Raw genomic sequence first — 23,371 nt, forward strand, 5'->3', positions numbered from 1 at the left:
ATGGAAACCGTCGCCGCTTTCATCGCGGAGCAAAAGGCGGTTATCGGTCTGTTCGTGCTCGCGGGCATGTTCGGGGCCTTTGTCTGGGAACGCTTCTCGCCCTCGGTCGTCGCGGTCGCGGGGGCAGGCACGATGCTCGCGCTCGGACTGCTCGACGAAAAGGGCGCGTATGGCGTTTTCTCGAACAGTGCGCCGCTCACCGTCGGGGCGATGTTCATCCTGTCGGGCGCGCTGATCCGCACCGGAGTGATCGACAAGGTCGGCAATTATGTCGTCGACCGCGCCAAGCGGCACCCGCGCCTCGCGGTGGTCGAAGTGTTCGGCGGCGGGCTGCTCGTATCGGGCTTCATCAACAGCACGCCCTTCGTCGTCGTGATGATGCCGGTCTGCTTCCGGCTCGCCGAGGCACTCGGGGTCTCGCCCAAGAAATTGCTGATGCCGCTGTCGGTGATCGCGGTGCTCGGCGGCTGCCTGACCTTGATCGGCACCTCGACGAACCTCGTCGTGTCGGGCATCGCCGAACAGGCAGGGCTCGAACCCTTCGGTCTGTTCGACATCACCCCTTATGGGCTCGCCGTCGCCGCGGCGGGGGTCGTGGGTCTGCTTTTGATGGCGCGCTTCCTGCCGTCGGACTATCCGCGGATCGCTGAAAAGGCCGATGGGGCGGAGCAGCTTTACCTGACCGAACTCGGCCTTCGGGACGATGATACCGCCATCGACATGGCCCTCGACGCCGCCAGTCTTGGCATAGCGCCGGCGCAGATCGTCGGCGTCGTCGCGAACGGGCGGCTGATCACCGGCGGCGATGCCCAGCATCACCGGCTCGCGGCCGGCAACCGGATCGTTGCGCGGCTCGACGGCGCGGCGCTGATGACACTCCGCAGCGAGGGGCGCTTCGCGATCGGCATCGGCGATAGTCCCGAGCGCGAATCCACCGTGGTCGAGGTGACGGTTTCGCCAAGCCACCGCTCGATCGACCGGCCGCTCGCCGAAATCCCCTTTCTCCAGCGGCAGCGCGTCCGCATCCTCGGCGTCACCCGCTTTCGCCACCTTCCGGGGCCGACGCTGTCCGAAAACCGCATTCGCGCCGCCGACCGCCTGCTGATCGACGCCGACGAGGCGAATATCGCGCAGCTGCGCGACAATCCCAATCTGATCGGCCTCGCGATGGCGTCGGTCACCGCCTTCCGCCGCCGTCGCGCGTGGATCGCGATCCTCGTGATGGCCAGCGCGGTCCTGCTCTCGGCGACCGACGTGATGTCGATTGGCATCGCCGCCTTCATCGGCGTCGCCATCGTGCTGCTGACCCGCTGCATCGACGCGTCGGAGGCGTGGGGCAGCATCGACGGCGATGTGCTGATCCTGATCTTCGCGATGCTCGCCGTCGGCGCGGCGCTCGAACAATCGGGGTCGGTCGCGCTGATGGTCGGCGCGCTCGACCCGATCCTGGCGGGCGCACCGCAATGGGCAGTGATCGCGATCGTCTATTTCTCCGCGCTATTGCTGTCCGAACTGCTCAGCAACAATGCGGTCGCGGCGCTGATGGGGCCGCTGGTGATCGGCATCGCCGAGGCGACGGGCGTCGCGCCGCAGCCGCTGCTGATCGCGCTGATGCTCGGCGCCTCGGCCTGTTTCGCGACCCCGGTGGGTTACCAGACGAACACGCTCGTCTATGCCGCGGGTGACTATCGTTTCATGGATTTCGTGCGCATCGGCGTCCCACTCAACATCCTCACCGGCGTGGCGGGCTGTGCCGCGCTCGCCTTTTGGACACCCTGACCGCGCGATAGGCCCGCCAGCGATTGCCCGCGGCGCATCACCCTGTTACCTCCGCTCGCATAAAGATCCGCCCAGGGCGGAACAGGGAGTAATTTATGGGGCATCGCCTGACGTTTTATATTCTGATCGGTATGATCCTGGGGGTCATCACCGGCTATCTGGTGCGGGTCTATGTCCCTGCCGACAGCGAAGCCTTCACCTATTGGCTACGCAGTTTCAGCACGCTGTCGACGATCTTCCTCAACCTGATCAAGCTGGTCGTCGCGCCGCTGATTCTCGGCACGCTCGTTGCGGGGATCGCGCATATGGGCGACAGCTCGGCGCTCGGCCGCATCGGCACCCGCGCGATCGCGTGGTTCATCCTCGCCAGCCTGATTTCGATCAGCCTCGGTCTGATCATGGTCAATTTCTTCGAACCCGGCGCGGGGCTCAATCTGACCGTCGGGGCGCATTCGATCGCCGAGGTGGGCGAGGTCAAGAAGCTCGACCTGTTCGAGTTTATCGAGCATGTCTTCCCGAAGAATATCTTCCAGGCGATGGCGGACAACAATGTCCTCCAGATCCTCGTCTTCGCGCTGTTCGCGGGCGTCGGCCTCACGGCCATCGGCGACAAGGGCAAGCCGCTGGTCCGCGGCGCCGAGGCGCTCGCCGAACTGATGCTCCAGATCACCGGCTATGTGATGCGCCTCGCACCGATCGCGGTGTTTGGTGCGCTCGCGGGCGTGGTTGCGAAATATGGCCTCGGTATCCTCGGCACCTATGCCGAGCTCGTCACCGAATTCTATCTGTCGCTCGTCGTGCTGTGGGTCCTCCTGCTCGGCGCGGGCGCGATCTTCCTCGGCCGCCGGATCTTCTCGCTGATCCGCTATATCCGCCAGCCGCTGCTGATCGCTTTCTCGACGGCTTCGTCCGAGGCCGCGATGCCCAAGCTGTTCGAACAGCTCGATCGGTTCGGCGTGCCGCGCCGCATCTCGGGCTTCGTGCTGCCGCTGGGCTACAGCTTCAATCTGGACGGATCGATGATGTATGCGAGCTTCGCGACGCTCTTCATCGCGCAGGCTTACGGGATCGAGCTGTCGATTACGCAGCAGATCCTGATCCTGCTGACCTTGATGGTGTCGTCGAAGGGGATCGCCGCGGTGCCGCGCGCCAGCCTCGTCGTGATCACCGCGACGCTTGCGATGTTCGACCTGCCGGTCGAGGGCGTCGCGCTGATTTTCGCGATCGACCAGTTCCTCGACATGGGCCGCACCGCGACCAATGTCGTCGGCAACGCGGTGGCGACGAGCGTGATCACCAAGTGGGAGGGCATGCTCGAAGTGCCCGAACCGGCCGATCTCGAACGGCCGCATGCTCCGGCTCATACGCCGCATCATGGAACCCGCGGGCTCGATCTTCGTGATGACATAGCGGAGGGTGAAAACAAGCCAGCGGCCGATAACGCGTAACCCGCGCGCTTCGGGCCGCTCCCCGCGGGGCGAGCAAGGAGCTGAGCCATGGCCGAAGCAGCGGCGATCGACCGAGCGGAGCGCGACGATGCCCGCGCCCGGCGGCTGCGCTGGCGCATGCTCGTCGGCTTCCTCGCGGGCCTCATCATCGGGCTGGCGGTCCACTATGGCGCGCCGGACGCGGCGTGGGTGGAGACGGTCACAACCTATGTGACCGGCCCGCTGGGGCAGATCTTCCTGCGCCTGCTGTTCATGCTCGTCATCCCGCTGCTCGTATCGGCGTTGATCGTCGGGGTCGCCGAAATGGGCGAGATGCGCGCGCTGAAATCGGTCGGCGTGCGCACGCTCGTCTATACGATCGCGGTGTCGACGATTGCGGTCGTCGTCAGCCTTGCCGTCGTCAATCTGATCCAGCCCGGCGCGGGGGTCGATCCCGCGCTCGCGCGCTCGCTGATCGCCGAGGGGGCGGAGGGCGCCAAGGCCATCGCCGACCGCGCGGGCGAGGCGAAAACCGGGATGGACGCGGTCGTCGCGATCGTCCCCGACAATCTGTTCGCCGCGATGGGCCAGAATGACGTGCTCGCGGTGATGTTCTTCGCGCTCTTCTTCGGCATCGGGCTGATGCTCGTCCGCACCCCGCGGACCGAGGCGCTGAAGACCGCGATCGAGGGGGTGTTCGAGGTGGTGATGAAGCTGATCGGACTCGTCATCCAGCTCGCGCCGATCGCGGTCTTCTGTTTCATGTTCAACCTCGCCGCGCAGTTCGGCTGGGATCTCATCATCCGCCTGTCGGCCTATGTCGGCGTCGTGCTGCTCGCGCTCGCGCTCCAGATGTTCATCGTCTTCCCTATCCTGTTGAAGACGCTGGCGGGGAAATCACCCGTCGCCTTTTTCCACCAGACGCAGGAAGCCTTCGTGATGGCGTTCGCGACCGCCTCGTCGAACGCGACATTGCCGACGGCGCTTCGCGTCGCGCGCGACCAGCTCCGCCTGCCCGACAAGGTCGCGCGCTTCGTGCTCACCATCGGTGCCACCGCGAACCAGAATGGCACCGCGATGTTCGAGGGTGTGACGGTGATCTTCCTCGCGCAATTTTTCGGCATCGACCTGACGCTTCAGCAGCAGATCGTCGTAATGCTCGTGTGCATATTGGGCGGCATCGGCACCGCGGGCGTCCCCGCGGGATCGCTCCCCGTGATCGCGCTGATCCTCGCCTCGGTCGGGGTGCCGCCCGAAGGCATCGGGCTGATCCTTGGCGTCGACCGCTTCCTCGATATGTGCCGCACGACGCTGAACGTCATCGGCGATCTTGTTGCCGCGACGGTGGTGTCGGCGGGGGTGAAGGACGGACCGGCGACGCAGGCCGCGCCGCCAGCCTGATGCGTCAGTCGGGCCGCGCGTCGTTGCCGCGGTCGCTGCGTGCGCGCCCCGCCGCCGGAGCAGGTCTCGGTTCGGGTGCGCTGCGAACCACCGGGGCCGACTGCGGCTCGGGCGGGCGATAGGCGGGCGCGGGCCGTTCGGCGCGCGGGGCGCGGTCGGGCATCGCCGACGGTGCGGGCCGCATCCGTTGCGGGCGTCCGCCCCCCCGATCGCCGCGCGGCGTCGAAAACATCTCGCCGGGCTCGGTCGCGGGCAGGTTGCGGACCGGACGCGGACGACCGGCGGTTCCTTCGCTCCGCGGCGGGCGCGGGCGGCCTGCACCCCAGTCGGGGCGTCCGGGATTGTCGGCTCCGGGAGGCGTGCCGGGGTTGCCATCGCCGCGACCTCGGCCCGGGCGCGTGCCGCGCGGACCGTCATGGTCACGGTCGCCCCGGTTCCAGCCGCCGGGTCGGCCCGGGCGACCATCGCCCGGACGTCCGTCGTGATCGCCGCGATTCCAGCCTGGGCGGCCGGGCTTTCCGTCACCGCGCCCGCCATGATGCTTCCACCAGGCGCGGCGCCCGCCCCAATAGTTCAGATAGCGGTCGCGCAGCGGGTAGCGGTTGCGGTAATTGTCGAACATCCACATGCCATAGCCGGGGTAATAATAATCGTCGTACCAGCCGCCGCCGAAGCCGATCTGCGCGAAGCCGCTGCCATAATCGGCGCCATCGTAGCAGTCGTAACCATAGCCATCGTCATAGGCATAGCCGTCATAATCATAATAGGCGTTGCCATAGCGCGACGAGCAATCGCCGCCCGACGCATAGCTCGCTCCATAGACATCGCCATAATAGCAACCACCAAGCGTCGTCGTCGCGAGAACGCCGAGCGCGATGGAGAGGGGGCGCTTCAAACTCTTCGCCATAGCTTTGTCCTTTGGGTCCAACGGTTGCGACCCGTCACCTTGGGCGCTGGATTGCACGAGTCGAGTTGAATTTGCGGTGAATGCTGTCCCGCACCCGCCAAAGCGTTACTTGCATCAGTGTCAGTAGTCCGTTACGCATCGGGACAAAGCAGAATGGACGAGGATCGACCCGATGAACGCGCCCGCGAATATTCAGCAGACGAAAAACTGGTCCGAAAAGCGCTTCGGCCCCGAGACGCGGCACTGGCTGCCGCGCAATCCCGACAGCGCGATCGATCATATTCCGGGCGAGGACGGCATGCCGATCATCGGCAACACGCTCGAACAGCTCGGCGATTATCCCGCCTTCACCCGCCGCATGGTCGCCAAATATGGCCGCGTCTATCGCAACAACAGCTTCGGCGGGCGCAGCGTCGCGCTCCACGGGCCCGAGGCGAACGAACTCGTGATGTTCGATCGCGAGAAAATCTTCTCGTCCGAACAGGGCTGGGGACCGGTGCTCAACCTGCTGTTCCCGCGCGGGCTGATGCTGATGGATTTCGAAAAGCATCGCGCCGACCGCAAGATATTGTCGGTCGCCTTCAAGCCCGAACCGATGCGCCATTATGCCGATTCGCTGAACGAAGGGATCCGCGATCGCATCGGCCAGTGGAGCGGCAAGACCTTCAAATTCTATCCGGCGATCAAGGAACTGACGCTCGACCTCGCCGCGACCAGCTTCCTCGGCATCCCCTGGGGTCCCGAGGCCGACAAGGTCAACAAGGCGTTCGTCGACATGGTGCAGGCGTCGATCGGCGTCGTGCGCGTGCCCTTGCCCTTCACCGCGATGGGCCGCGGCGCGAAAGGGCGCGCCTATCTGGTCGATTATTTCGGCAAGATGGTGCCCGAACGGCGCGAGGGCACGGGCGAGGACATGTTCAGCCAGATCTGCCGCACGCGCGACGACGACGATGAATATATGTCGGTCGAGGCGATCGTCGACCATATGAACTTCCTGATGATGGCGGCGCACGACACGATCACCAGCTCGATCACGACGCTCGTCTGGGAACTCGCGCGCAACCCCGAATGGCAGGACAAATTGCGCGAGGAAATGCTCGCGGTCGCGCCGGCGGGCGAGGGCGTCGGGCACAACAGCCTCGGCCAGCTCGAAATGACCGAATGGGCGTTCAAGGAAGCCCTCCGCCTCGTGCCCCCGGTGCCAAGCTTCCCGCGCCGCGCGCTCAAGGATTTCGAATATGGCGGCTACCGCATTCCCGCGGGCACCTCGGTCGGCGTCAGCCCCGCCTTCACGCATATGATGGAGGAGCATTGGCCCGAGCCCCAAAAGTTCGACCCGATGCGCTTTTCGCCCGAAGTCGCGCGCGAGCGGCACAAATATGCGTGGGTGCCCTTCGGCGGCGGCGCGCATATGTGCCTCGGGCTGCACTTCGCGTACATGCAGGCGAAGATCTTCTTCCACCACGTCATCACGACGCACCGGATCACCGTCGCCGACGGCTATGCGCCCGAATGGCAGGTGCTGCCGATCCCGCGGCCGAAGGACGGGCTGACGGTGAGCTTTGTCCCGTTGTAACGGGGCGGTGTTTGTCAGCTTAGGGGTAGTGAGCGGACACCCCATCCCCTACATGTATTTTAGATATGCATGGCGGGGATCGATGATGACCAGGTATTTCACGATAACAATGCTGGCCTACCTGACCGCTTGTTCGTCAAATAGCGATGCCGTGACCACGCTGGCGATCAGGTTAGCAAACGAAGGCGGGGCGGGTGTCTCCAAAGAACGGCGTGAAGACTATGTCACTTGCGGCGTGAAGACGCTCTCAAACGTGCCGAGCAAGCGAATCGACGCCGCGCTCGAAGCTTCCGACGTTCCTGCGATATGGGAAATACTCGGCAGCGATACGCTTGATGCATATGTCAAAACTTGCAGACAGACTGAGCTCCGGCGGAGCCCTCCACCCCAAGCATAATTATCTGCAAACGTCTGCAACTGGTCGTTAGCCGCCACTCCCTGACGCTCACCCCCGAATAAACAGGCTCCGGATCCACGGCGACCGTGCGCGCGTCGCTTCGCGCCAGTCGCCATCTTCGCCCGCATCGGCGGCGATGCGGCTGGGGTCGAGCAGCTTCAGCCGTGCGCCGCGAAACGCCGCGCCGCGATAGGTGACGAAGGCCAGCCCATGTTCGAGCGCGGTCGCGGCGAGGAGCGCGTCGCGGTCGCTGTCAAGCGCGAGTGCGGCGCGGCGGCGCGCGATGGTCACGTCGACCGGCAGGACGCGGCCCTCGAACGCGGGCAGCACTTGCCCGTCGATCCAGTCGCGCCATGCGGCGCCCGCCGCCTTGCTTTGCTTCGCCGCGAGCGCGGCGGCATTTTCCAGCTCGACGAGCGAGAGCGCCGACACGAACATCGATTGCCGCGAGGTGCGCTGCGCCCATCCGGCGAGCGCGGCGCCGTCGCCGTCGGCGCGGGCGTGGCGCAGGTCGAACAATATTTCGGCGTCGAGCAGGAACATCAGCCGCGCCCGTCCAGCGCCTTGCGCAGGAGCGCGCGATCAAGCGCGATGTCACCGGGCGGGGCGGCGAGCAACTGCGCCATATTCTCGCGCTCGCCGCTGAGTTGGCGCCAGGCGTCGATGCTGATCAGCACGTGCGTGGGCCGCCCACGGTCGGTGACGAACACCGGTTCGACAAGCGCGAATCGCTTCGCGCGGCTGACATCCTGATTGAGTTCGCGGCTCGTGACGCGCTTCATGACCACCCCTCGCTGATGCAAAATCATGGCAGATTGTGATCGTTCACATGTAGGTATGTTACTACACTGTGACCGGCCCGCAACAAAAATGATCTCCGCGCCGGAAATCGACAGGGGCGGGCGCGCCCAATGGCGGGCCGGCATTGCGCGCGCTGCGCTTTCATGTCTCCTGATGCCCGGAACAGGCGGATCGCGGCGGCATACAGATCGCGGGCGCCACGGTGGGAGAGGGAAATTGGTATCCAATATGTTCGATGAACTGCTCCGCGCGGTCGGCGACGTGCTCGGCGCGCACGGCCCCGCGGTCAATTCCGCGGCGAGCTATACGCCGACCGATTTCAGCATTCATTTCTTCCTCCAGATCGCGGTGATCCTGATCGTCTGCCGCGCCGTCGGCTGGGCCGCGAAGAAATTCATGGGGCAGCCGCAGGTCGTTGGCGAAATGATCGCCGGCGTCCTCCTCGGCCCCTCGCTGTTCGGCCTCTTCTTCCCCGAATTTCAGGCGGCGCTCTTCCCCAAGGAAACGCGGAGCATCCTCTACGTCTGCGCGCAGGTCGGGGTGGGCCTGTACATGTTCCTCGTCGGCACCACGCTCCGCCTCGACCATTTCCAGTCGAAGGCGAAGAGCGCGATGGGCGTGTCGGCGGCGGGCATCGTCGCGCCCTTCCTGTTCGCTGCGCTCATCACGCCGTTCCTGCTCGATGTCCCGGGCCTCTTCACCGAAGGGCTGAGCCAGGGCAGCGCGACCTTGTTCATGGGCGCGTGCATCGCGCTGACCGCCTTCCCGATGCTCGCGCGCATCATCAACGAACGCGGCCTCGCGAACACCGCGCTCGGCACGCTCACGCTCACCGCGGGCGCGTTCGACGATGCGGTGTCGTGGTGCGTGCTCGCGATCGTGCTCGCGACCTTCGGCGGTGGTCCCGGCGTGGCGCTGATCGCGATTATCGGCGGGCTCAGCTTCGCGCTGTTCATGTTCTTCATCGGGCGCAAATTGCTCGTCCCGCTCGGCCGCATCGTCGAGGAACGCGGCGAGATGAGCGACACAATGCTGTCGGTCGTCCTGATGCTCTTCGCGCTCTGCGCCTTCGTCATGGACGCCGCGGGCATCCATGCGGTGTTCGGCGGCTTCATCCTCGGCGTCTGCATGCCGCGCGGCAAGCTGACCGAGGAGATCAAGCGCAAGATCAGCCCGATCACCATCCTGCTCGTCCCGGTCTTCTTCACCTATTCGGGGCTCAACACACGGCTCGACACGGTGAACAGCCTGACCCTGCTCGCGCTCGCGCTCGGCATATTGCTCGTCTCGATCGCGGCGAAGTTCGGCGCGTGCTGGCTCGCGGCGCGGCTCGCGGGTGAGGACAATCGCACCGCGCTCGGCATCGGCGCGCTGATGAATGCGCGCGGGCTGATGGAGCTGATCATCATCAACATCGGGCTTCAGAAGGGCATCATCGGGCCGACGCTCTTTTCGATGATGGTGCTGATGGCGATCATCACCACGGTGATGGCGGGGCCTTTGTTCGAATTCGTCTATGGCCGCAAGGCGCGCGAGACGGGCGAACTCGGCCAGCTCGGCACCGACGAGCCGGACGGGGCGCAGCCTGTCGAACGGCTGGCCGCCAAGCCTGTCTGAGGTCAGGCGTAGGCCGCACCCGCGTTGATCTGGTCGATCATCGCGCGGTGCGCGGGCAGCTCGCTCGCGGCGCGGTCGCCAAAGCTTTTGATCCGCGCAAAGATGCGCTCGGCCTCGGCGGTGTCGGGAAATTCCTCGCGCACCGGCGACAGGTCGGTGCGATATTCCATGCCATAGAGGATATACTGGTAATTGAAGAAGGCGAAGCTTTCGAGGTCGAGGATGAAGTCGAAGCGCCCCGGCGGGCGATAGCGCCATTCCTCGAGCAATTCCTTCAACCGGTCGGGGATCGACGCCGGGTCGCCATTGTCGCGCCAAAAGGCTTCCTTCCGCTGGCTCAGGCAATAATGAAGCTTCAGGAAATTGATCGTGTTGTCGTAGCGCGCCGCCATCAGATCGTTGAAGCGCCGCGCGGGCGCGCCGACGGGGCCGGCCAGCGGGAACATCTCGGCGATCATCGCCGCCGCGGTCTCGATCATCACGAGGCCGGTCGATTCGAGCGGTTCGAGGAAGCCGCCCGACAGTCCTACCGCGACGCAATTCTTCACCCATGACGCGGGGCGATAGCCCGCCTCGAACGGGATCGAGCGGACATTGACGTCATGGCTCCGCCCGCCGGTATAGGCGGCGAGGATTTCGGCGGCGCGGTCGTCGCCCATATGGTCGCTCGAATAGACGCAGCCGATGCCGCGCGCACCGGCCAGCCCGATGTCCCACGTCCACCCCGCTTCGTGCGCCGCCGCGATCGTATAGCTTTCGATCGGCACGTCGGGGCGCTCATAGGGCAGCTTGCACGCAAGCGCGCGGTCGGTGAACAGCTGATGCTTCACGCCCTTGAACGGCGATTGCAACGCGCCGCCGATCAGCTCGGCGCGGAAACCCGAACAGTCGATATAGAGGTCGGCGGCCAGCGTCCCATGCTCGGCCGTCACGACATGGTCGATCGCGCCGCTCGTTGCATCGAGCCCGACCCCGGTCAGCGTGCCGCTGAGGTGCGTAACGCCCATCGCGCGCGCCTCTGCCGACAATACCTCCGCGAGCCTCGCGGCGTCGAAATGATAGGCATAGTTCAGCGGGCCGGTGAATTCGCCCTCGCCGGGGCGCTTCGGCGCGCGCTGCGCCTCGGCGACGCGGTTCTGGATCGTCATCGCCTCGGCGAACGGCCGCCGCGTCGCCTCATTCTGGAGCAGCCAATAGGAGACGAGGCTGTAGCCGTCTCCATGATAGGGCGCCTCGAACGGGTGCAGATAATGGCTCGACCGGCCATCTGCGGGCGTGCGCACCCAGTCGTCGAAGCGGATGCCCTGCTTGAACGTCGCCGAGGTCGCCCGCACGAACGCGCTTTCGTCGATGCCGATGAATTGCAGCGTATTGCGGATCGTCGGAAAGGCGCCTTCGCCGACCCCAATGCTGCCGATCTCGTCCGACGCCAGCAAGGTGATCGACAGCCGCGGATTGCGCGGCAGATCGAAAAAGCGCGCGAGATAGGCGGCGGTGAGCCATCCCGCGGTGCCGCCGCCGACGATCAGGATCGAGCGTTTTGCCACCCGGAACGCTATCGAGCCGCAAAGCGCTTTCAACAAGCGGTAATTTGCGGCACGCACAACGGACACGATGAAGACTCTCCGCCCCTATCTGATCTGGTTCGCCGTTGCGGTGCTGCTGACCATCGGCGCGATCCTCGGCATGCAGTGGGTGCGCGATCATCCCGAGCATATCCCCGGCACGCCCTTCGAACTGTCGCACCCACAGGGCTGGGCGACGAACCGAAAGCTGGTGGCGCTCGCGGGTGACGACAGCGCCTGCTTCGCTGCCTTCGACCGCGCGGAAGCGGGCTATCTCCGGCGGCCGGCGATCGGCACCGGCGCGTGCCGCGCGAGCCAGCGCATGATCCTGACCGGCGACCGTTTCGTGCCGACGATGCGCCCCGCGAATGTCGCGCCGGGCTGCGCGGTGACCGCGGCGATGGCGCTGTGGAACCGCGACGTCGTTCAGCCGCTCGCGCGCAAGCATTTCGGGCAAAAGGTCGTCGAACTCGAAAATCTTGGCAGCTATAATTGCCGCAAGATCGCGGGGCAGCCAAACCAGAGCCAGCATTCGACCGCCAATGCGATCGACATTTCGGCCTTTGTCCTCGCCGACGGCACGCGCATTTCGCTGATCAACGACTGGACCCCTGGCGACAAGCGCAGCGAGTTTCTGCACGAGGTTCGCAATGAGAGCTGCGGGCTGTTCAGCACGATCCTGTCGCCCGACTATAATCGCGCGCACGCCGACCATTTCCATATCGACATGGCGGCGCGGACGGCGGGCTGGACCGTCTGCCGCTAGGCGCGCCGCCGCCCGCCGGTGCCCGGCACAAGCATCGGCGTCGTCTCGCGATACGCGACATAGTCGGCGCCGAAGGTGTCGATCAGGTTGCGCTCCTCCAGCCGGATCGCGATCAGCATATAGATCGACAGGCCCACGGCGAGCAGCAGATGCCCCGCGGTCATCGCGGGCGTCGCCCAAAAGGCGAGGAAGAAGCCCGCGTAGAGCGGATGGCGGACGAATTTGTAGAAGAGCGGCTGACGCAGCACCGGCGGTGCCGCCGCCTTTTCGCGCAGCGCGAACCACGCCTGCTGCAGCCCGAACAGCTCGAAATGATTGATCAGGAAGGTGCTGGCGAGGACGATCAGCCAGCCGAGCCCGAACAACGCCCACAGGATCGCGGCGCGCAGGGGATTGGTGACGGTCCAGACCGGGGCGGTCAGTTGGTGCCAGAACAGCATCAGTATGATCAGCGCGAGGCTGGCGAACAGCACATAGGTGCTGCGCTCGATCGGCGCAGGGACGATGCGTGTCCACGCTGCCTTGAACGTGGGCCGCGCCATCACGCTATGCTGGATGCCGAACAGCGCGATCAGCGCGATGTCGATCGCGACCGCCGTCGCGGGCTCCGCCGCGCGTGCGAAATCGACCGTCGGCTGGACGACGGGAAGATTGCCGACGAACGCGATAAGATACAGGAATGTCGCGAAGAATATCGCGTAGCATATGGCCGCATAGGCCAGATAGAAGGCACGAACCATTGCGCTGCCCCTGCTTCAGAGGGGGCATTATAGCAGATTTTGCGCGGAAAATCGCGCTTTAGACCGTGAAGCTTTCGCCGCAGCCGCACGCGCCCTTGGCGTTCGGATTTTCGAACACGAAGCCCGCGGCGAAATCATCCTCGACCCAGTCCATCGTGCTGCCGATCAGGTACAGCACCGACGCGCCGTCGATGTAGAAGACGCCGCCGGGGGTCTCGATCTTCTCGTCGAACTTCACCTCTTCGGTGACATAATCGACCGAGTAGGCAAGCCCCGAACAGCCGCGGCGCGGCGTCGACAGGCGCACACCGATCGCGCCTTCGGGCGCGGCCGCCATCAGCTTCGCGATACGCGCTTCGGCGCCGGCGGTCAGGGCGACGGCGGCGGGGCGTGCGCGGGTCTTGGTCTCGGTCATCACAGCATCCCCAGTTCGAGCCGCGCTTCGTCGCTCATATTCTGCGGCGACCACGGCGGATCCCAGACAAGATTGACTTCGGCATCGCCGACGCCGGGGACCGCGCCGACGCGCAGTTCGACCTCGGCTGGCATCGATTCCGCGACCGGGCAATGCGGCGTCGTCAGCGTCATCGTGACGAGCGCATGGCCGTCGTCGATCTCGACATTGTAGATCAGGCCAAGATCATAGATATTCACCGGGATTTCCGGATCGTAAATGTCCTTCAGCGCATTGATCACGGCTTCGTAAAGGTCGCCGCCGACCGCATGCGGATCGACCGCCGTAGGCTTGGCCGCGAGGAATCCTTCCAGATAGTCGCGCTTGCGTTCCAATTTCTCGGGCGCGGTCTCGACATCCGCGACGCGCGCTTTTGGCGGTGCTTCGACGCTTTCCACTTCCTCGACCTTGATCATCCGGTCCTCGCTCATCCGAAAATCCTCTCGACGCGGGCGAGGCCATCAATCAGCGCCGCCACATCGTCGTCATTGCTGTAAACGCCAAAACTCGCGCGCGCGGTCGCGGCGACCCCCAGATGCTCCATCAGCGGCTGTGCGCAATGGTGCCCGGCGCGGATCGCGACCCCGCTTTCGTCCAAGATAGTGCCGATGTCGTGCGGATGAACCCCCGCCATCGCAAAACTCACGATTCCGGCGCTGTTTTCAGGGCCGAACAGCGTGATGCTGTTCTTGCGCGCGAGCGCTTCGCGCAAGCTGCCGACCAGCGCGCATTCATGCGCGTGGATCGCGTCGATGCCGATTGTTTCGACATAATCGACCGCCGCCGCGAGCCCGATCGCCTCGATAATCGCGGGGGTGCCCGCCTCGAAGCGCGTGGGAGCAGGGGCATAGGTTGTCTTCGCAAAGGTCACTCGATCGATCATCGACCCGCCGCCCTGCCACGGCGGCAGCGCGTCGAGCTTGTCGCTCCACAGCACGCCGACGCCAGTGGGGCCGTAAAGCTTGTGCCCCGAGAAGACATAATAGTCGCAGCCGAGCGCCGCGACATCGACCGGCAGGCGCGGCACGGCCTGGCAGCCGTCGATCAGCAGCTCGGCACCGACGCGGTGCGCGAGGTCCGCCGCGCGCGCAACGTCGAGCGGGCTACCGAGCACGTTTGAGACATGCGCGAAGGCGACCATCGTGTGTTCGGGGGTGAGCAGTTTTTCGGCGGCATCGAGATCGATGCGCCCGTCTTCGGTCAGCGGGCAGACGTCCACCTGCCAGCCTGCAAGCTGCCAGGGCACGATATTACTGTGATGCTCCAGCGTCGAGAGCAGCACGCGGCCCTTCTTCGGATGCGAATAAGCGACAAGATTGATCGCCTCGGTCGCGCCGCGCACAAAGGCGATCTCATTCTCGCGCGCGCCGATAAACGCCGCGATCCGCCGCCGCGCCGCCTCATAGGCGAGCGTCATGTCGGCCGAGCGCGCATAGACGCCGCGGTGCACGGTCGCATAATCGCGGCCCATCGCGGCGACGGTCGCGTCGATCACCGCCTGCGGCTTCTGCGCGGTCGCGGCGGTGTCGAGATAGTGCCAGCCGGGGGTGAGGCCGGGGAAGTCGGCACGGACGTCGGGGAAAGTGCGAAGGGCGGTTGTGGTGCTCACACCAATTCCCCCAGCTTCGCCAGCGCCAGCTCCTGCAACTGCACTTCGTCTTCAGCACCATCGAACACGCCCGCGACGAACGCCTGCAGCATCAGCTTCTTCGCCTCGCCGGGCGGCAGGCCGCGCGATTGCAGGTAATAAAGCCCCATCGGATCGAGCTCGCCGATCGCGCAGCCATGCGCGCATTTCACATCGTCGGCGAAGATTTCGAGTTCGGGCTTGGCGTTGGCGGTCGCGCTGCGATCGAGCAGCATCGCCTTCACATCCTGTTCGCTGTCGGTCTGCTGCGCATCGCGCGCGACCGCGACCTTGCCGAGATAGGTGCCGGTCGCGGTGCCGCCGAGCACCGAGCGCACGACCTGCCGCGACGTCGCGCCGGGTTCGGCGTGCGTGACCGTGGTAACGATCTCGAGATTCTGCCCACCGCCGCCGATTTGCGCCGCGCCGAGGTGGAAGTCGGCGCCTTCGTGCAGGATCACATTGAGTTCGATGCGGCCATAGGCACCGCCGATATTGAGCACATGCAGCGCGGCGACCGCGCCCTTGCCCAGCACCAGCTCGATCTGGCGGATCGCGCCTTCGTCCTGCACGATCGCGCGGCGGAAATCACCGCCCGCGGGCACGATGATGCTCTCGGGCGCTGGCAGCGGCCACGCCGCCGCGACCGCATCGATGTCGCTATAGCGCCAGGCTTCGTCGCGCCGCGAGGGGAGGGCGCTCGTGGTCAAGCCGCGATCTCCGCATAGCCATGTTCTTCCAGCTCGCGCGCGAGTTCGGGGCCGCCCGACTTCACGATCCGCCCGGCCGCCAGCACATGCACGAAATCGGGCTGCACATAGTCGAGCAGCCGCTGGTAATGCGTGATCAGCAACACCGCCTTGTCGGGGCGCCGCATGATCGAATTGATCCCGTCGCCGACGGTGCGCAGCGCGTCGATGTCGAGGCCCGAGTCCGTCTCGTCGAGGATCGCGAGCCGGGGGTCGATGATCCCCATCTGCACCATCTCGTTGCGCTTCTTCTCGCCGCCCGAAAAGCCGACGTTCACCGGACGCTTGAGCATGTCCATGTCCATCTTGAGCAGCCCCGCCTTCTCGCGCGCCACCTTCAGGAATTCGCCGCCCGACAGCGGCTCCTGCCCACGCGCCTTGCGCTGTGCATTGAGCGCCTCGCGCAGGAACTGGACGTTCGACACGCCGGGGATTTCGACCGGATATTGGAAGCCCAGGAACAGCCCCGCCGCGGCGCGCTCATGCGGCTCCATGTCGAGCAGGTCCTGACCCTCGAAGGTGGCCGAGCCCTCGGTGACCTCATAGCCGGGGCGCCCGCCGAGGACATAGGAGAGCGTCGACTTGCCCGCGCCGTTAGGTCCCATGATCGCATGGATCTCGCCCGCGTTGATGCTGAGCGACAGGCCCTTCAGGATCGGCTTGTCGCCGACGGTGGCGTGGAGGTTTTCAATTTTAAGCATCTTATTCCGTATCCGTTTCAATTGCCTGCGCGCTGAGCTCGGTCCGTCCGAATTTTTTGAAGCAAGTTCAGAAAGTTCGGCTTGGCCTGTGCATCAAGCTGAGCCTTGAGGTCACTTGCTTGCGCCGCCGCATATTCCGCGTCGATGGCGGTATAAAGCTGGGTTTTCAGGTCTTTGCAGCCTTCGATCGCGCTCGCGAAAATCTTGTCGTCGGGCGCATCGGTTTTCGTCATGCGAACCGCATAGGTCGTCATGCAGCGATCATTGGCTTGCGCGAGCATCATCGCATTGGGCTGCGCCGATTGGGCGAAGACCGATTGCGACACCAGCGCCACGCCAAAGGTGAAACCCGTCAAAAAAAACGTCTTCATCCAACGCTCCCCTCAAGCGAAATCCCCAGCAGCTTCTGCGCCTCGACCGCAAATTCCATCGGCAACTGCTGCAGTACTTCCTTGGCAAAACCGTTGACGATCAGCGCCACCGCCTCTTCCTGCCCCAGCCCGCGCTGCATCGCGTAGAAGAGCTGGTCGTCGCTGATCTTGCTCGTCGTCGCTTCATGCTCGACCTGCGCCGAGGGGTTGCGGATCTCGATGTACGGCACGGTGTGCGCGCCGCTGAGCGAGCCCAAAAGCAGGCTGTCGCACTGGGTGAAGTTGCGCACGCCTTCGGCGTTCGGCGCGACGCGAACCAGCCCGCGATAGGTGTTGTTCGACTTGCCCGCGCTGATCCCCTTCGAAACGATGGTCGAGCGCGTGCGCTTGCCATTGTGGATCATCTTGGTGCCGGTGTCGGCCTGCTGATAATTGTTGGTGACGGCGACCGAGTAGAATTCGCCAACGCTGTCGTCGCCGTTGAGCACGCAGCTCGGATATTTCCAGGTGATCGCGCTGCCGGTCTCGACCTGCGTCCACGACACCTTGCTACGCTTGCCCTGGCAGAGCGCGCGCTTGGTCACGAAATTATAGATGCCGCCGAGCCCCTCGGCATTGCCCGGATACCAGTTCTGCACCGTCGAATATTTGATCTCGGCATCGTCGAGCGCGACCAGTTCGACCACCGCGGCGTGGAGCTGGTTCTCGTCGCGCATCGGCGCCGTGCAGCCTTCAAGGTACGACACATAGGCGCCCTTGTCGGCGATGATCAAAGTCCGCTCGAACTGCCCCGTATTTTCGGCGTTGATGCGGAAATAGGTGCTGAGCTCCATCGGGCAGCGCACCCCCTCGGGCACATAGACGAACGTCCCGTCCGAAAAGACCGCGCAATTGAGCGTCGCGAAATAATTATCGTGCATCGGCACGACCTTACCGAGCCACTTCTTCACGAGCTCGGGATATTCGCGGATCGCTTCCGAAATCGACAGGAAGATCACGCCCGCGCGCTTCAGTTCCTCGCGGAAAGTCGTCGCGACGCTGACGCTGTCGAACACCGCGTCGACCGCGACCTTGCGTGCGCCCTCGACGCCAGCGAGCACCTTCTGCTCCTCGATCGGGATGCCGAGCTTCTTGTAGACCTCGAGAATCTCGGGATCGACCTCGTCGAGGCTGGAGAGCTTCGGCTTCGCCTTGGGCGCCGCGTAATAATAGGCGTCCTGATAATCGATCGGCGGCACGTTGAGCTTCGCCCAGTCGGGCGTCTCCATCGTCTGCCAGTGGCGGAACGCCTTCAGCCGCCAGTCGAGCATCCATTCGGGCTCATTCTTCTTCGCCGAAATGAAGCGGACCGTATCCTCGGTCAGCCCCTTGGGCGCGAAGTCGGTCTCGATGTCGGCGGACCAGCCATGCTCATAATCGGCAACCTTCGCCGCGGCGTCGTGCGCGGCCTGGTCCTTCACGGGGAGTTCGGTGTTGTCGGTCATATCTCTTAACTCGTCGCCCCTGCGAAGGCAGGGGCCGCTATCGTTTTACTCGGCGCTGCTGGCATAGAATCTCCAGCAGCCTCCGTCTTCGCGGGGGCGACGGACAGGCGGGCCAGACTAATCTCGGCCAGCGCCCCGCGCACCGCGCCGTTGACGACGCCGACGTGCGGCTGCACCTTGCAGCTACCCTCGAGCGAGCAATCATGGCGTCCTTCGGCGACACAAGCGGTGAGAGCGATCGGTCCTTCGACCGCTTCGATGATCTCGGCGACGTTGATCGCCGCGGCAGGCCGCGCCAGCCGCACCCCGCCGCCGCTGCCGCGCGAGGCGACGAGCAGGCCGGCGCGCGCGAGCTGGCTCACCAGCTTCTGCGCGGTCGGTCCCGGAATGCCCGTCTGCTCGGCCAGCATGCCGGCATGAATCGGCACCGACCCGCATTGGCGGGCGGCGGCGCTCATCAGCACCACGGCATAATCGGCAAGGTTCGACAGGCGCATGTTCTTTTCCGTCGCAGTTGCGAACGATTCTTAACTGGAGTAAATTACTCCACTTATATAGGCGAGGCTTTTGTGCGGCGCAACCAACGGGCGCTATTTGGGCGCCAAGAAAAAAAGGCACCCATCCGGCCAAAGCCAAATGAGTGCCAAGATGAAGGTCTCAAGTCCTCGTCCGAGGATGAGCTCTTCTGGGTCGCAACGGGGGATTATGCCCGGGCGACGATTCGTGATTGGATGAAAACGCCAAAACGACGGGACAGAAAATTTTTGAAGGTTAACGCCGGTTCCGGCGTCAGGTTTCCGAAACGAGCGGGCTGACCCGGCCGGCGAGCTGCTTGCGGCCCTTCGTTGTCGCCTCGGTATAGCTGGTCGGCTTGCCGAGCTGGCCGGGTGTCGCCCCGGCGAAACGCTTGATCTCGCGGATCAGGTGCGACTGGTCGTAAAAGGCGTCGCCGAGTTCTGCGTCGTCCAGTTTTTCGCCGCGCGCCAGCGCCGACGCGGCGCGCACCGCGCGATATTTGCGCGCGAGCATGCGCGGCGACAGGCCGTAATAATGCTTCGTCATCCGTTCGACCGACCGGATCGACATGCCCGTCGCCTCGACCAGTTCGGGAACCTGCGGCGAGGGCGATTCGGTCAGCCATCCATCGACGGTGCGGATGAACCACATGGGCGCGGTCTCGCCCCGGGTCAGCACCTCGCGCGCGAAATTATTGCCGATGACCAGCTTTTCCTCGACGCTCGCCGCACTTTCCAGCGCGGTCGCGACCTCGTCGATCCACGGGCCGAACAGGTCAGCGGCGTCCATTGCGCGGTCGGTCAGCTTTTCGGCATCGTCGCCCATCAGCGCCGCCCAGCCCGCGGGCAGCATCCCGAACCCGAACAATTGCGCCGGCCCGCGGCTGATCGCGCGCACACGCCCGCTCGTCGGCCCGACGATGTTGGCGCGCGACACCGCCGACCGGTGCCCGTCGGCAAAAACATATTCACCGTCGACATTGGTGACGAAGCGGAATTGCGGGCGGTCGGCGCGCTCATATTCGTCGAAGAGCGGCATGTTGATGCGCGCGAAATAGAAACTCGACACCATCTCCGCCAGATCGGGATCGGGCGGGAAATAGTGCAGTTCGAACGGCGCGCTACCGTCCACGCCCGCGGGCGAGGAAGAAATATCCGACATGACAGACCCAGACCTTTGGCAACCGTGACCCGGCCGCCTTGTTTTTCTGGATCAAACCATTTGCGTTTCGGCCCCGCGCGTCAAGCGCCAATCGTCAATTATCTTAACCCTTCTGCGCCGCGATCCATACATCGACGCGCCGTTCGAGCACATCGAGCGGCACCGGGCCCGATTCGAGCACGACGTCGTGGAAGGTGCGGAAATCGAACTTGTCCCCGAGCGCCGCCTGCGCGCGGCCGCGCAGCTCCATGATCTTGAGCTTGCCGATCAGATAGGCGGTCGCCTGTCCCGGATAGACGATATAGCGCTCGATCGCCTTTTCGATGTCGCCCTGCGGATTGGGCGTATTGTCCTTGAGGTACTGGATCGCCTGCTCGCGGGTCCAGCGCTTGTCGTGGATGCCGGTGTCGACGACCAGCCGACACGCGCGCCACAGCTCCATGCCAAGCCGCCCGAAATCGCTGTACGGATCGGTGTAAAAGCCCATATCCTTGGCGAGCTCCTCGGTATAAAGGCCCCAGCCTTCGGTATAGGCGGTAAAGCCGCCGAAGCGGCGGAAGGGCGGCAGCCCGGTCAGCTCGGTCTGCACCGCGCGCTGCAAATGATGCCCCGGAACGCCCTCATGATAGGCGAGCGCCTCGAGCTCGGTCTTCGACATGTCTTTCAGGTCATAGAGGTTCACATAATAGGTGCCCGGCCGCGACCCGTCGGGCGAGGGCGACTGGTAAAAGGCCTTGCCCGCCGATTTCTCGCGGAACGCCTCGACTGCCTTCACCTGCAGATGCGCCTTGGGCAGCGTGTTGAAAAAGGCGGGCAAGCGCGCTTCCATCGCCTTCACCTTGGCGTCGACGTCGGCCAGATAGGCTTCGCGGGTCGTGTAATAATATTGCGGGCTCGTGCGCAGGTGCGCGAAGAATTGCTGCAGCGTGCCCTTGAAGCCGACCTTCGCCATGATCGTCTTCATCTCGCCATGGATGCGCGCGACCTCGGACAAGCCAAGGTCGTGGATCTGCGTCGCAGTCATGTCGGTGGTCGTGTAATTGGCGAGCAGCGCCTCATAATAGGCCTTGCCGTCGGGCAGGCGCCACACGCCGTCCTGCGTCGGCGCGCTCGCCTGCTGGCGCTTCATCTCGGCGAGCAGGCGGCCATAGGCGGGGCCTGCGCTTTCGCTCCACGCCGCCTTGGCCGATGCGATCAGCCGTGCTTTCTCGGTCGCGTCGATGGCAAGCTTGCCGACCTTCGCCGTGATATCCTCGACCACCGCATTGTCGGGCTTCTGCAAATTGCCGATGTCGGAGATCAGATAGGCATAGACCCATTTCGGCGGCTGGATGCCCTTCTTCGCGCGCTCGGCCGACTGCGCCGACAGCGCGTCGAGGATCGGGCCGAGCCCGCGGATGCGCTCGACATAGGCTTCGGCCTCGGCGACGCTGGCGACGCGGTGGATGTTGATCAGGAAAGCGGGGAGCTGGCTCTGCTCGCCGTTCATCTGGTCGAAGATATAGCCGTGGCCCCGGAACGGGAACAGCCGGTCGGCGCGCGCCGCCTGCGCGTTGAACAGCTCGAACGACAGCGCTTCGTCGACACTCAGCGCCTTGGGGGCGAAGCTTTCGCGCATCGCGGCGGCGGTGGCCTGTCGCAGCTTGTGGCTGGCAACCTCGGCCTCGTCGCTGACGTCGTCCCAGCGGCCGTAATCGGCATCGCGAATGCCGCGATACGCCTTGCCCTGCGGGCTCAGCGAGAGCTGCGCCGCGTCGTAATTTTCAAAGAATTGCGCAAGGTTAGCGCCGGCGGGAGCGGCTTCGGGAACCGGCGTAGCGGCTACAGTGGCGGGCGCTTCCTGTACGGCGGCCGGGGCGCAGCCCGCGACGGCGAGCAGGGCGAGCCCGGTGGACAGGCGAGCGATTATGCGAAGGTGCGACACGAATTTCTCCCGGTTTTTCCGATGACTTTGCTGGTCCCGCCAATAGTCGAGGCGGGGCTTGCCATAGGCCCCGGCTCGGCGCAATGGCGGGCCATGTCGCTTTTCGCCTCGCTCACCGATAGCGCTTACGCGCTCGTCCGCCCGATCGTCCACGCCACCGATGGCGAGGCCGCGCACAACCTCACGCTCAGCGCGCTCCAGCCGTTGCCGCGCGCGCGCCATGCGCTCACCAGTCCGGCGCTCGCGACCGAGCTCGCGGGGCTCAAATTCCCGAACCCCGTCGGCCTCGCACCCGGCTTCGACAAGGATGCGCGCGTCGCGCATGTGATGCCGCATTTCGGCTTCGGCTTCGTCGAGGTCGGCACGCTGACCCCGTTGCCGCAGGAGGGCAACCCGCGCCCGCGCCTGTTCCGCCTCGTCGAGGATCGGGCGGTGATCAACCGCATGGGCTTCAACAATGGCGGGCAGGAAAAGGCGGCCGAGCGCATCGCCTGCCTGCGCCGTTATGGCCTGCCGGTGCCGCTCGGCATCAACATCGGCGCGAACAAGGACAGCGCCGACCGCATCGCCGACTATGCGAAGGGCACCGCGGCGATGGCGCCGCTGGCCGATTATCTGACGGTCAATATCAGCTCGCCGAACACGCCCGGTCTTCGTGCCTTGCAGGACAAGGGGGCGCTTGAGGCCTTGCTTGACGGCGTTGCCGCCGCGCAGCCCGCGGACGCGCCAAAACCCGTCTTTCTGAAAGTCGCGCCCGATCTCGAACCCGCCGACATCGACGACATCGTCGCCGTCGCGTTCGACAAGGGGCTCGCCGCGGTGATCGTCTCGAACACCACGATCGTGCGTCCCGCGCTCGCATCGCGCCATGCCGAGGAAGCGGGCGGCCTCTCGGGCGCCCCGCTCGCCGGACTGGCGCTGCAACGCGTTCGGGATTTCCGCAGCGCGAGCGGCGGCAAGCTCCCGCTCGTCGCGGCGGGAGGGATTGCCTCGCCCGAACAGGCGTGGGAACGCATCCGCGCGGGCGCCAGCCTGGTCCAGATCTATTCGGCGATGGTCTATGAAGGCCCCGGCCTCGCGGGCCGGATCGCGCATGGCCTCGAAAAGCTCGCGGCGCGCGACGGCTTCGCGCGCGTGTCGGACGCGGTGGGGACGGAATAAGCTGTCCTCCCCTCCCGCTTGCGGGAGGGGCAGCGACACTTGCGAGCTTGCTCGCTAGTCGCAGCGGGGTGGGTTGATGCCACCGCCGCTGCCCACCCCTAACCCCTCCCGCAAGCGGGAGGGGAACAAGGGTTGCGCTACCTCGACCTCCGCGCCACTGTCGCGCCCATGTTGAACAAATCCCTCCCGCCGCCGCCCCTCTTTGCGTCACCGTCTCGTGGCCCGCGCCCCCCCCGGGCGTCACCCC

The 23,371-nt window shown here is 65.1% G+C and carries 23 protein-coding genes; 8 read left to right on the forward strand and 15 right to left on the reverse strand.

The annotated features are described in order from the left end of the window. The 3 genes from FG91_RS05940 to FG91_RS05950 all read left to right on the forward strand — a co-directional run bounded on the left by FG91_RS05940 (position 1) and on the right by FG91_RS05950 (position 4,607). Complete coding sequence (locus FG91_RS05940) at positions 1-1,779, forward strand: SLC13 family permease (RefSeq protein WP_037513207.1); 1,779 nt, start codon at positions 1-3, stop codon at positions 1,777-1,779. 95 nt (positions 1,780-1,874) lie between these two features. Beyond that, positions 1,875-3,227 (forward strand): dicarboxylate/amino acid:cation symporter, encoded by a 1,353-nt coding sequence (locus FG91_RS05945; RefSeq protein ID WP_037513208.1) that lies wholly within the window; start codon positions 1,875-1,877, stop codon positions 3,225-3,227. 48 nt (positions 3,228-3,275) lie between these two features. Next, positions 3,276-4,607 carry a dicarboxylate/amino acid:cation symporter gene (locus tag FG91_RS05950; protein ID WP_037513209.1) on the forward strand — a complete coding sequence of 444 codons (1,332 nt, stop codon included), beginning with the start codon at positions 3,276-3,278 and terminating at the stop codon, positions 4,605-4,607. 4 nt (positions 4,608-4,611) lie between these two features. Here the strand turns inward: FG91_RS05950 and FG91_RS05955 are convergent, their stop codons facing one another. After that, entirely contained in the window at positions 4,612-5,514 is a 903-nt protein-coding gene (locus FG91_RS05955) for a peptidase (RefSeq protein WP_200878408.1), read from the reverse strand. A gap of 172 nt (positions 5,515-5,686) precedes the next feature. Here FG91_RS05955 and FG91_RS05960 point away from each other — a divergent pair, with 172 nt between their 5' ends. Together FG91_RS05960 and FG91_RS21675 are read left to right on the forward strand one after the other, a co-directional pair. After that, on the forward strand, positions 5,687-7,090 hold the full coding sequence (locus FG91_RS05960; RefSeq protein WP_037513210.1) for a cytochrome P450: 1,404 nt from the start codon (positions 5,687-5,689) through the stop codon (positions 7,088-7,090). Positions 7,091-7,172: 82 nt separating this feature from the next. Then, complete coding sequence (locus FG91_RS21675) at positions 7,173-7,487, forward strand: hypothetical protein (RefSeq protein WP_152568009.1); 315 nt, start codon at positions 7,173-7,175, stop codon at positions 7,485-7,487. 48 nt (positions 7,488-7,535) lie between these two features. On the opposite strand, the gene FG91_RS05965 is transcribed toward FG91_RS21675, so the two are convergent. Further along, positions 7,536-8,030, reverse strand: a complete 495-nt coding sequence (locus tag FG91_RS05965) for a PIN domain-containing protein (RefSeq protein WP_037513211.1) — start codon at positions 8,028-8,030, stop codon at positions 7,536-7,538. Next, complete coding sequence (locus FG91_RS05970; RefSeq protein WP_037513213.1) at positions 8,030-8,269, reverse strand: type II toxin-antitoxin system prevent-host-death family antitoxin; 240 nt, start codon at positions 8,267-8,269, stop codon at positions 8,030-8,032. Before FG91_RS05970 ends, FG91_RS05965 begins: the two co-directional genes overlap by 1 nt. A gap of 247 nt (positions 8,270-8,516) precedes the next feature. Here FG91_RS05970 and FG91_RS05975 point away from each other — a divergent pair, with 247 nt between their 5' ends. Next, complete coding sequence (locus tag FG91_RS05975) at positions 8,517-9,905, forward strand: cation:proton antiporter (RefSeq protein WP_052187346.1); 1,389 nt, start codon at positions 8,517-8,519, stop codon at positions 9,903-9,905. Between the two features lie 2 nt (positions 9,906-9,907). Here the strand turns inward: FG91_RS05975 and FG91_RS05980 are convergent, their stop codons facing one another. Further along, positions 9,908-11,452, reverse strand: a complete 1,545-nt coding sequence (locus tag FG91_RS05980; protein WP_037513215.1) for a tryptophan halogenase family protein — start codon at positions 11,450-11,452, stop codon at positions 9,908-9,910. 67 nt (positions 11,453-11,519) lie between these two features. On the opposite strand from FG91_RS05980, the gene FG91_RS05985 reads away from it, so the two are divergent. After that, on the forward strand, positions 11,520-12,236 hold the full coding sequence (locus FG91_RS05985; protein WP_037513217.1) for an extensin-like domain-containing protein: 717 nt from the start codon (positions 11,520-11,522) through the stop codon (positions 12,234-12,236). Here FG91_RS05985 and mddA read toward each other — a convergent pair. From mddA to FG91_RS06040, 11 genes are all read right to left on the reverse strand, one after another. After that, positions 12,233-12,976: a methanethiol S-methyltransferase gene (gene mddA / locus FG91_RS05990; protein WP_037513218.1), complete on the reverse strand. Its 744-nt coding sequence runs from the start codon at positions 12,974-12,976 to the stop codon at positions 12,233-12,235. The genes FG91_RS05985 and mddA overlap by 4 nt on opposite strands. A gap of 58 nt (positions 12,977-13,034) precedes the next feature. Further along, a complete protein-coding gene (locus FG91_RS05995) occupies positions 13,035-13,391 on the reverse strand; it encodes a HesB/IscA family protein (protein WP_037513324.1) in 357 nt (118 codons plus the stop codon). Then, complete coding sequence (locus tag FG91_RS06000) at positions 13,391-13,861, reverse strand: SUF system Fe-S cluster assembly protein (RefSeq protein ID WP_037513220.1); 471 nt, start codon at positions 13,859-13,861, stop codon at positions 13,391-13,393. Before FG91_RS06000 ends, FG91_RS05995 begins: the two co-directional genes overlap by 1 nt. Then, positions 13,858-15,039 carry an aminotransferase class V-fold PLP-dependent enzyme gene (locus FG91_RS06005; RefSeq protein WP_037513222.1) on the reverse strand — a complete coding sequence of 394 codons (1,182 nt, stop codon included), beginning with the start codon at positions 15,037-15,039 and terminating at the stop codon, positions 13,858-13,860. The genes FG91_RS06000 and FG91_RS06005 overlap by 4 nt, the downstream gene beginning before the upstream one ends. After that, positions 15,036-15,767, reverse strand: a complete 732-nt coding sequence (locus tag FG91_RS06010; protein ID WP_037513225.1) for a SufD family Fe-S cluster assembly protein — start codon at positions 15,765-15,767, stop codon at positions 15,036-15,038. Before FG91_RS06010 ends, FG91_RS06005 begins: the two co-directional genes overlap by 4 nt. Beyond that, positions 15,764-16,507: a Fe-S cluster assembly ATPase SufC gene (gene sufC, locus FG91_RS06015; RefSeq protein WP_037513227.1), complete on the reverse strand. Its 744-nt coding sequence runs from the start codon at positions 16,505-16,507 to the stop codon at positions 15,764-15,766. Before sufC ends, FG91_RS06010 begins: the two co-directional genes overlap by 4 nt. 17 nt (positions 16,508-16,524) lie before the next feature. After that, on the reverse strand, positions 16,525-16,878 hold the full coding sequence (locus tag FG91_RS06020) for a hypothetical protein (RefSeq protein WP_037513229.1): 354 nt from the start codon (positions 16,876-16,878) through the stop codon (positions 16,525-16,527). Further along, complete coding sequence (sufB, locus tag FG91_RS06025; RefSeq protein WP_037513231.1) at positions 16,875-18,362, reverse strand: Fe-S cluster assembly protein SufB; 1,488 nt, start codon at positions 18,360-18,362, stop codon at positions 16,875-16,877. Before sufB ends, FG91_RS06020 begins: the two co-directional genes overlap by 4 nt. Positions 18,363-18,367: 5 nt before the next feature. Continuing rightward, positions 18,368-18,859: an RrF2 family transcriptional regulator gene (locus FG91_RS06030; RefSeq protein WP_037513233.1), complete on the reverse strand. Its 492-nt coding sequence runs from the start codon at positions 18,857-18,859 to the stop codon at positions 18,368-18,370. 292 nt (positions 18,860-19,151) lie between these two features. Next, positions 19,152-20,039: an AraC family transcriptional regulator gene (locus FG91_RS06035; RefSeq protein ID WP_037513235.1), complete on the reverse strand. Its 888-nt coding sequence runs from the start codon at positions 20,037-20,039 to the stop codon at positions 19,152-19,154. A gap of 103 nt (positions 20,040-20,142) precedes the next feature. Then, positions 20,143-21,963 carry a DUF885 domain-containing protein gene (locus FG91_RS06040; protein WP_037513237.1) on the reverse strand — a complete coding sequence of 607 codons (1,821 nt, stop codon included), beginning with the start codon at positions 21,961-21,963 and terminating at the stop codon, positions 20,143-20,145. 93 nt (positions 21,964-22,056) lie between these two features. On the opposite strand from FG91_RS06040, the gene FG91_RS06045 reads away from it, so the two are divergent. Next, complete coding sequence (locus FG91_RS06045; RefSeq protein ID WP_037513239.1) at positions 22,057-23,124, forward strand: quinone-dependent dihydroorotate dehydrogenase; 1,068 nt, start codon at positions 22,057-22,059, stop codon at positions 23,122-23,124. Positions 23,125-23,371: the final 247 nt, after the last annotated feature.

Source organism: Sphingopyxis sp. LC81, from assembly GCF_000756375.1.
Classification (GTDB): domain Bacteria; phylum Pseudomonadota; class Alphaproteobacteria; order Sphingomonadales; family Sphingomonadaceae; genus Sphingopyxis.

Coding starts and splice junctions, on each gene's coding strand:
- FG91_RS05940 (WP_037513207.1), top strand. CDS start 1: ATGGAAACCGTCGCCGCTTTCATCGCGGAGCAAAAGGCGGTTATCGGT.
- FG91_RS05945 (WP_037513208.1), top strand. CDS start 1,875: ATGGGGCATCGCCTGACGTTTTATATTCTGATCGGTATGATCCTGGGG.
- FG91_RS05950 (WP_037513209.1), top strand. CDS start 3,276: ATGGCCGAAGCAGCGGCGATCGACCGAGCGGAGCGCGACGATGCCCGC.
- FG91_RS05955 (WP_200878408.1), bottom strand. CDS start 5,514: ATGGCGAAGAGTTTGAAGCGCCCCCTCTCCATCGCGCTCGGCGTTCTC.
- FG91_RS05960 (WP_037513210.1), top strand. CDS start 5,687: ATGAACGCGCCCGCGAATATTCAGCAGACGAAAAACTGGTCCGAAAAG.
- FG91_RS21675 (WP_152568009.1), top strand. CDS start 7,173: ATGATGACCAGGTATTTCACGATAACAATGCTGGCCTACCTGACCGCT.
- FG91_RS05965 (WP_037513211.1), bottom strand. CDS start 8,030: ATGTTCCTGCTCGACGCCGAAATATTGTTCGACCTGCGCCACGCCCGC.
- FG91_RS05970 (WP_037513213.1), bottom strand. CDS start 8,269: ATGAAGCGCGTCACGAGCCGCGAACTCAATCAGGATGTCAGCCGCGCG.
- FG91_RS05975 (WP_052187346.1), top strand. CDS start 8,517: ATGTTCGATGAACTGCTCCGCGCGGTCGGCGACGTGCTCGGCGCGCAC.
- FG91_RS05985 (WP_037513217.1), top strand. CDS start 11,520: ATGAAGACTCTCCGCCCCTATCTGATCTGGTTCGCCGTTGCGGTGCTG.
- mddA (WP_037513218.1), bottom strand. CDS start 12,976: ATGGTTCGTGCCTTCTATCTGGCCTATGCGGCCATATGCTACGCGATA.
- FG91_RS05995 (WP_037513324.1), bottom strand. CDS start 13,391: ATGACCGAGACCAAGACCCGCGCACGCCCCGCCGCCGTCGCCCTGACC.
- FG91_RS06000 (WP_037513220.1), bottom strand. CDS start 13,861: ATGAGCGAGGACCGGATGATCAAGGTCGAGGAAGTGGAAAGCGTCGAA.
- sufC (WP_037513227.1), bottom strand. CDS start 16,507: ATGCTTAAAATTGAAAACCTCCACGCCACCGTCGGCGACAAGCCGATC.
- FG91_RS06020 (WP_037513229.1), bottom strand. CDS start 16,878: ATGAAGACGTTTTTTTTGACGGGTTTCACCTTTGGCGTGGCGCTGGTG.
- sufB (WP_037513231.1), bottom strand. CDS start 18,362: ATGACCGACAACACCGAACTCCCCGTGAAGGACCAGGCCGCGCACGAC.
- FG91_RS06030 (WP_037513233.1), bottom strand. CDS start 18,859: ATGCGCCTGTCGAACCTTGCCGATTATGCCGTGGTGCTGATGAGCGCC.
- FG91_RS06035 (WP_037513235.1), bottom strand. CDS start 20,039: ATGTCGGATATTTCTTCCTCGCCCGCGGGCGTGGACGGTAGCGCGCCG.
- FG91_RS06045 (WP_037513239.1), top strand. CDS start 22,057: ATGTCGCTTTTCGCCTCGCTCACCGATAGCGCTTACGCGCTCGTCCGC.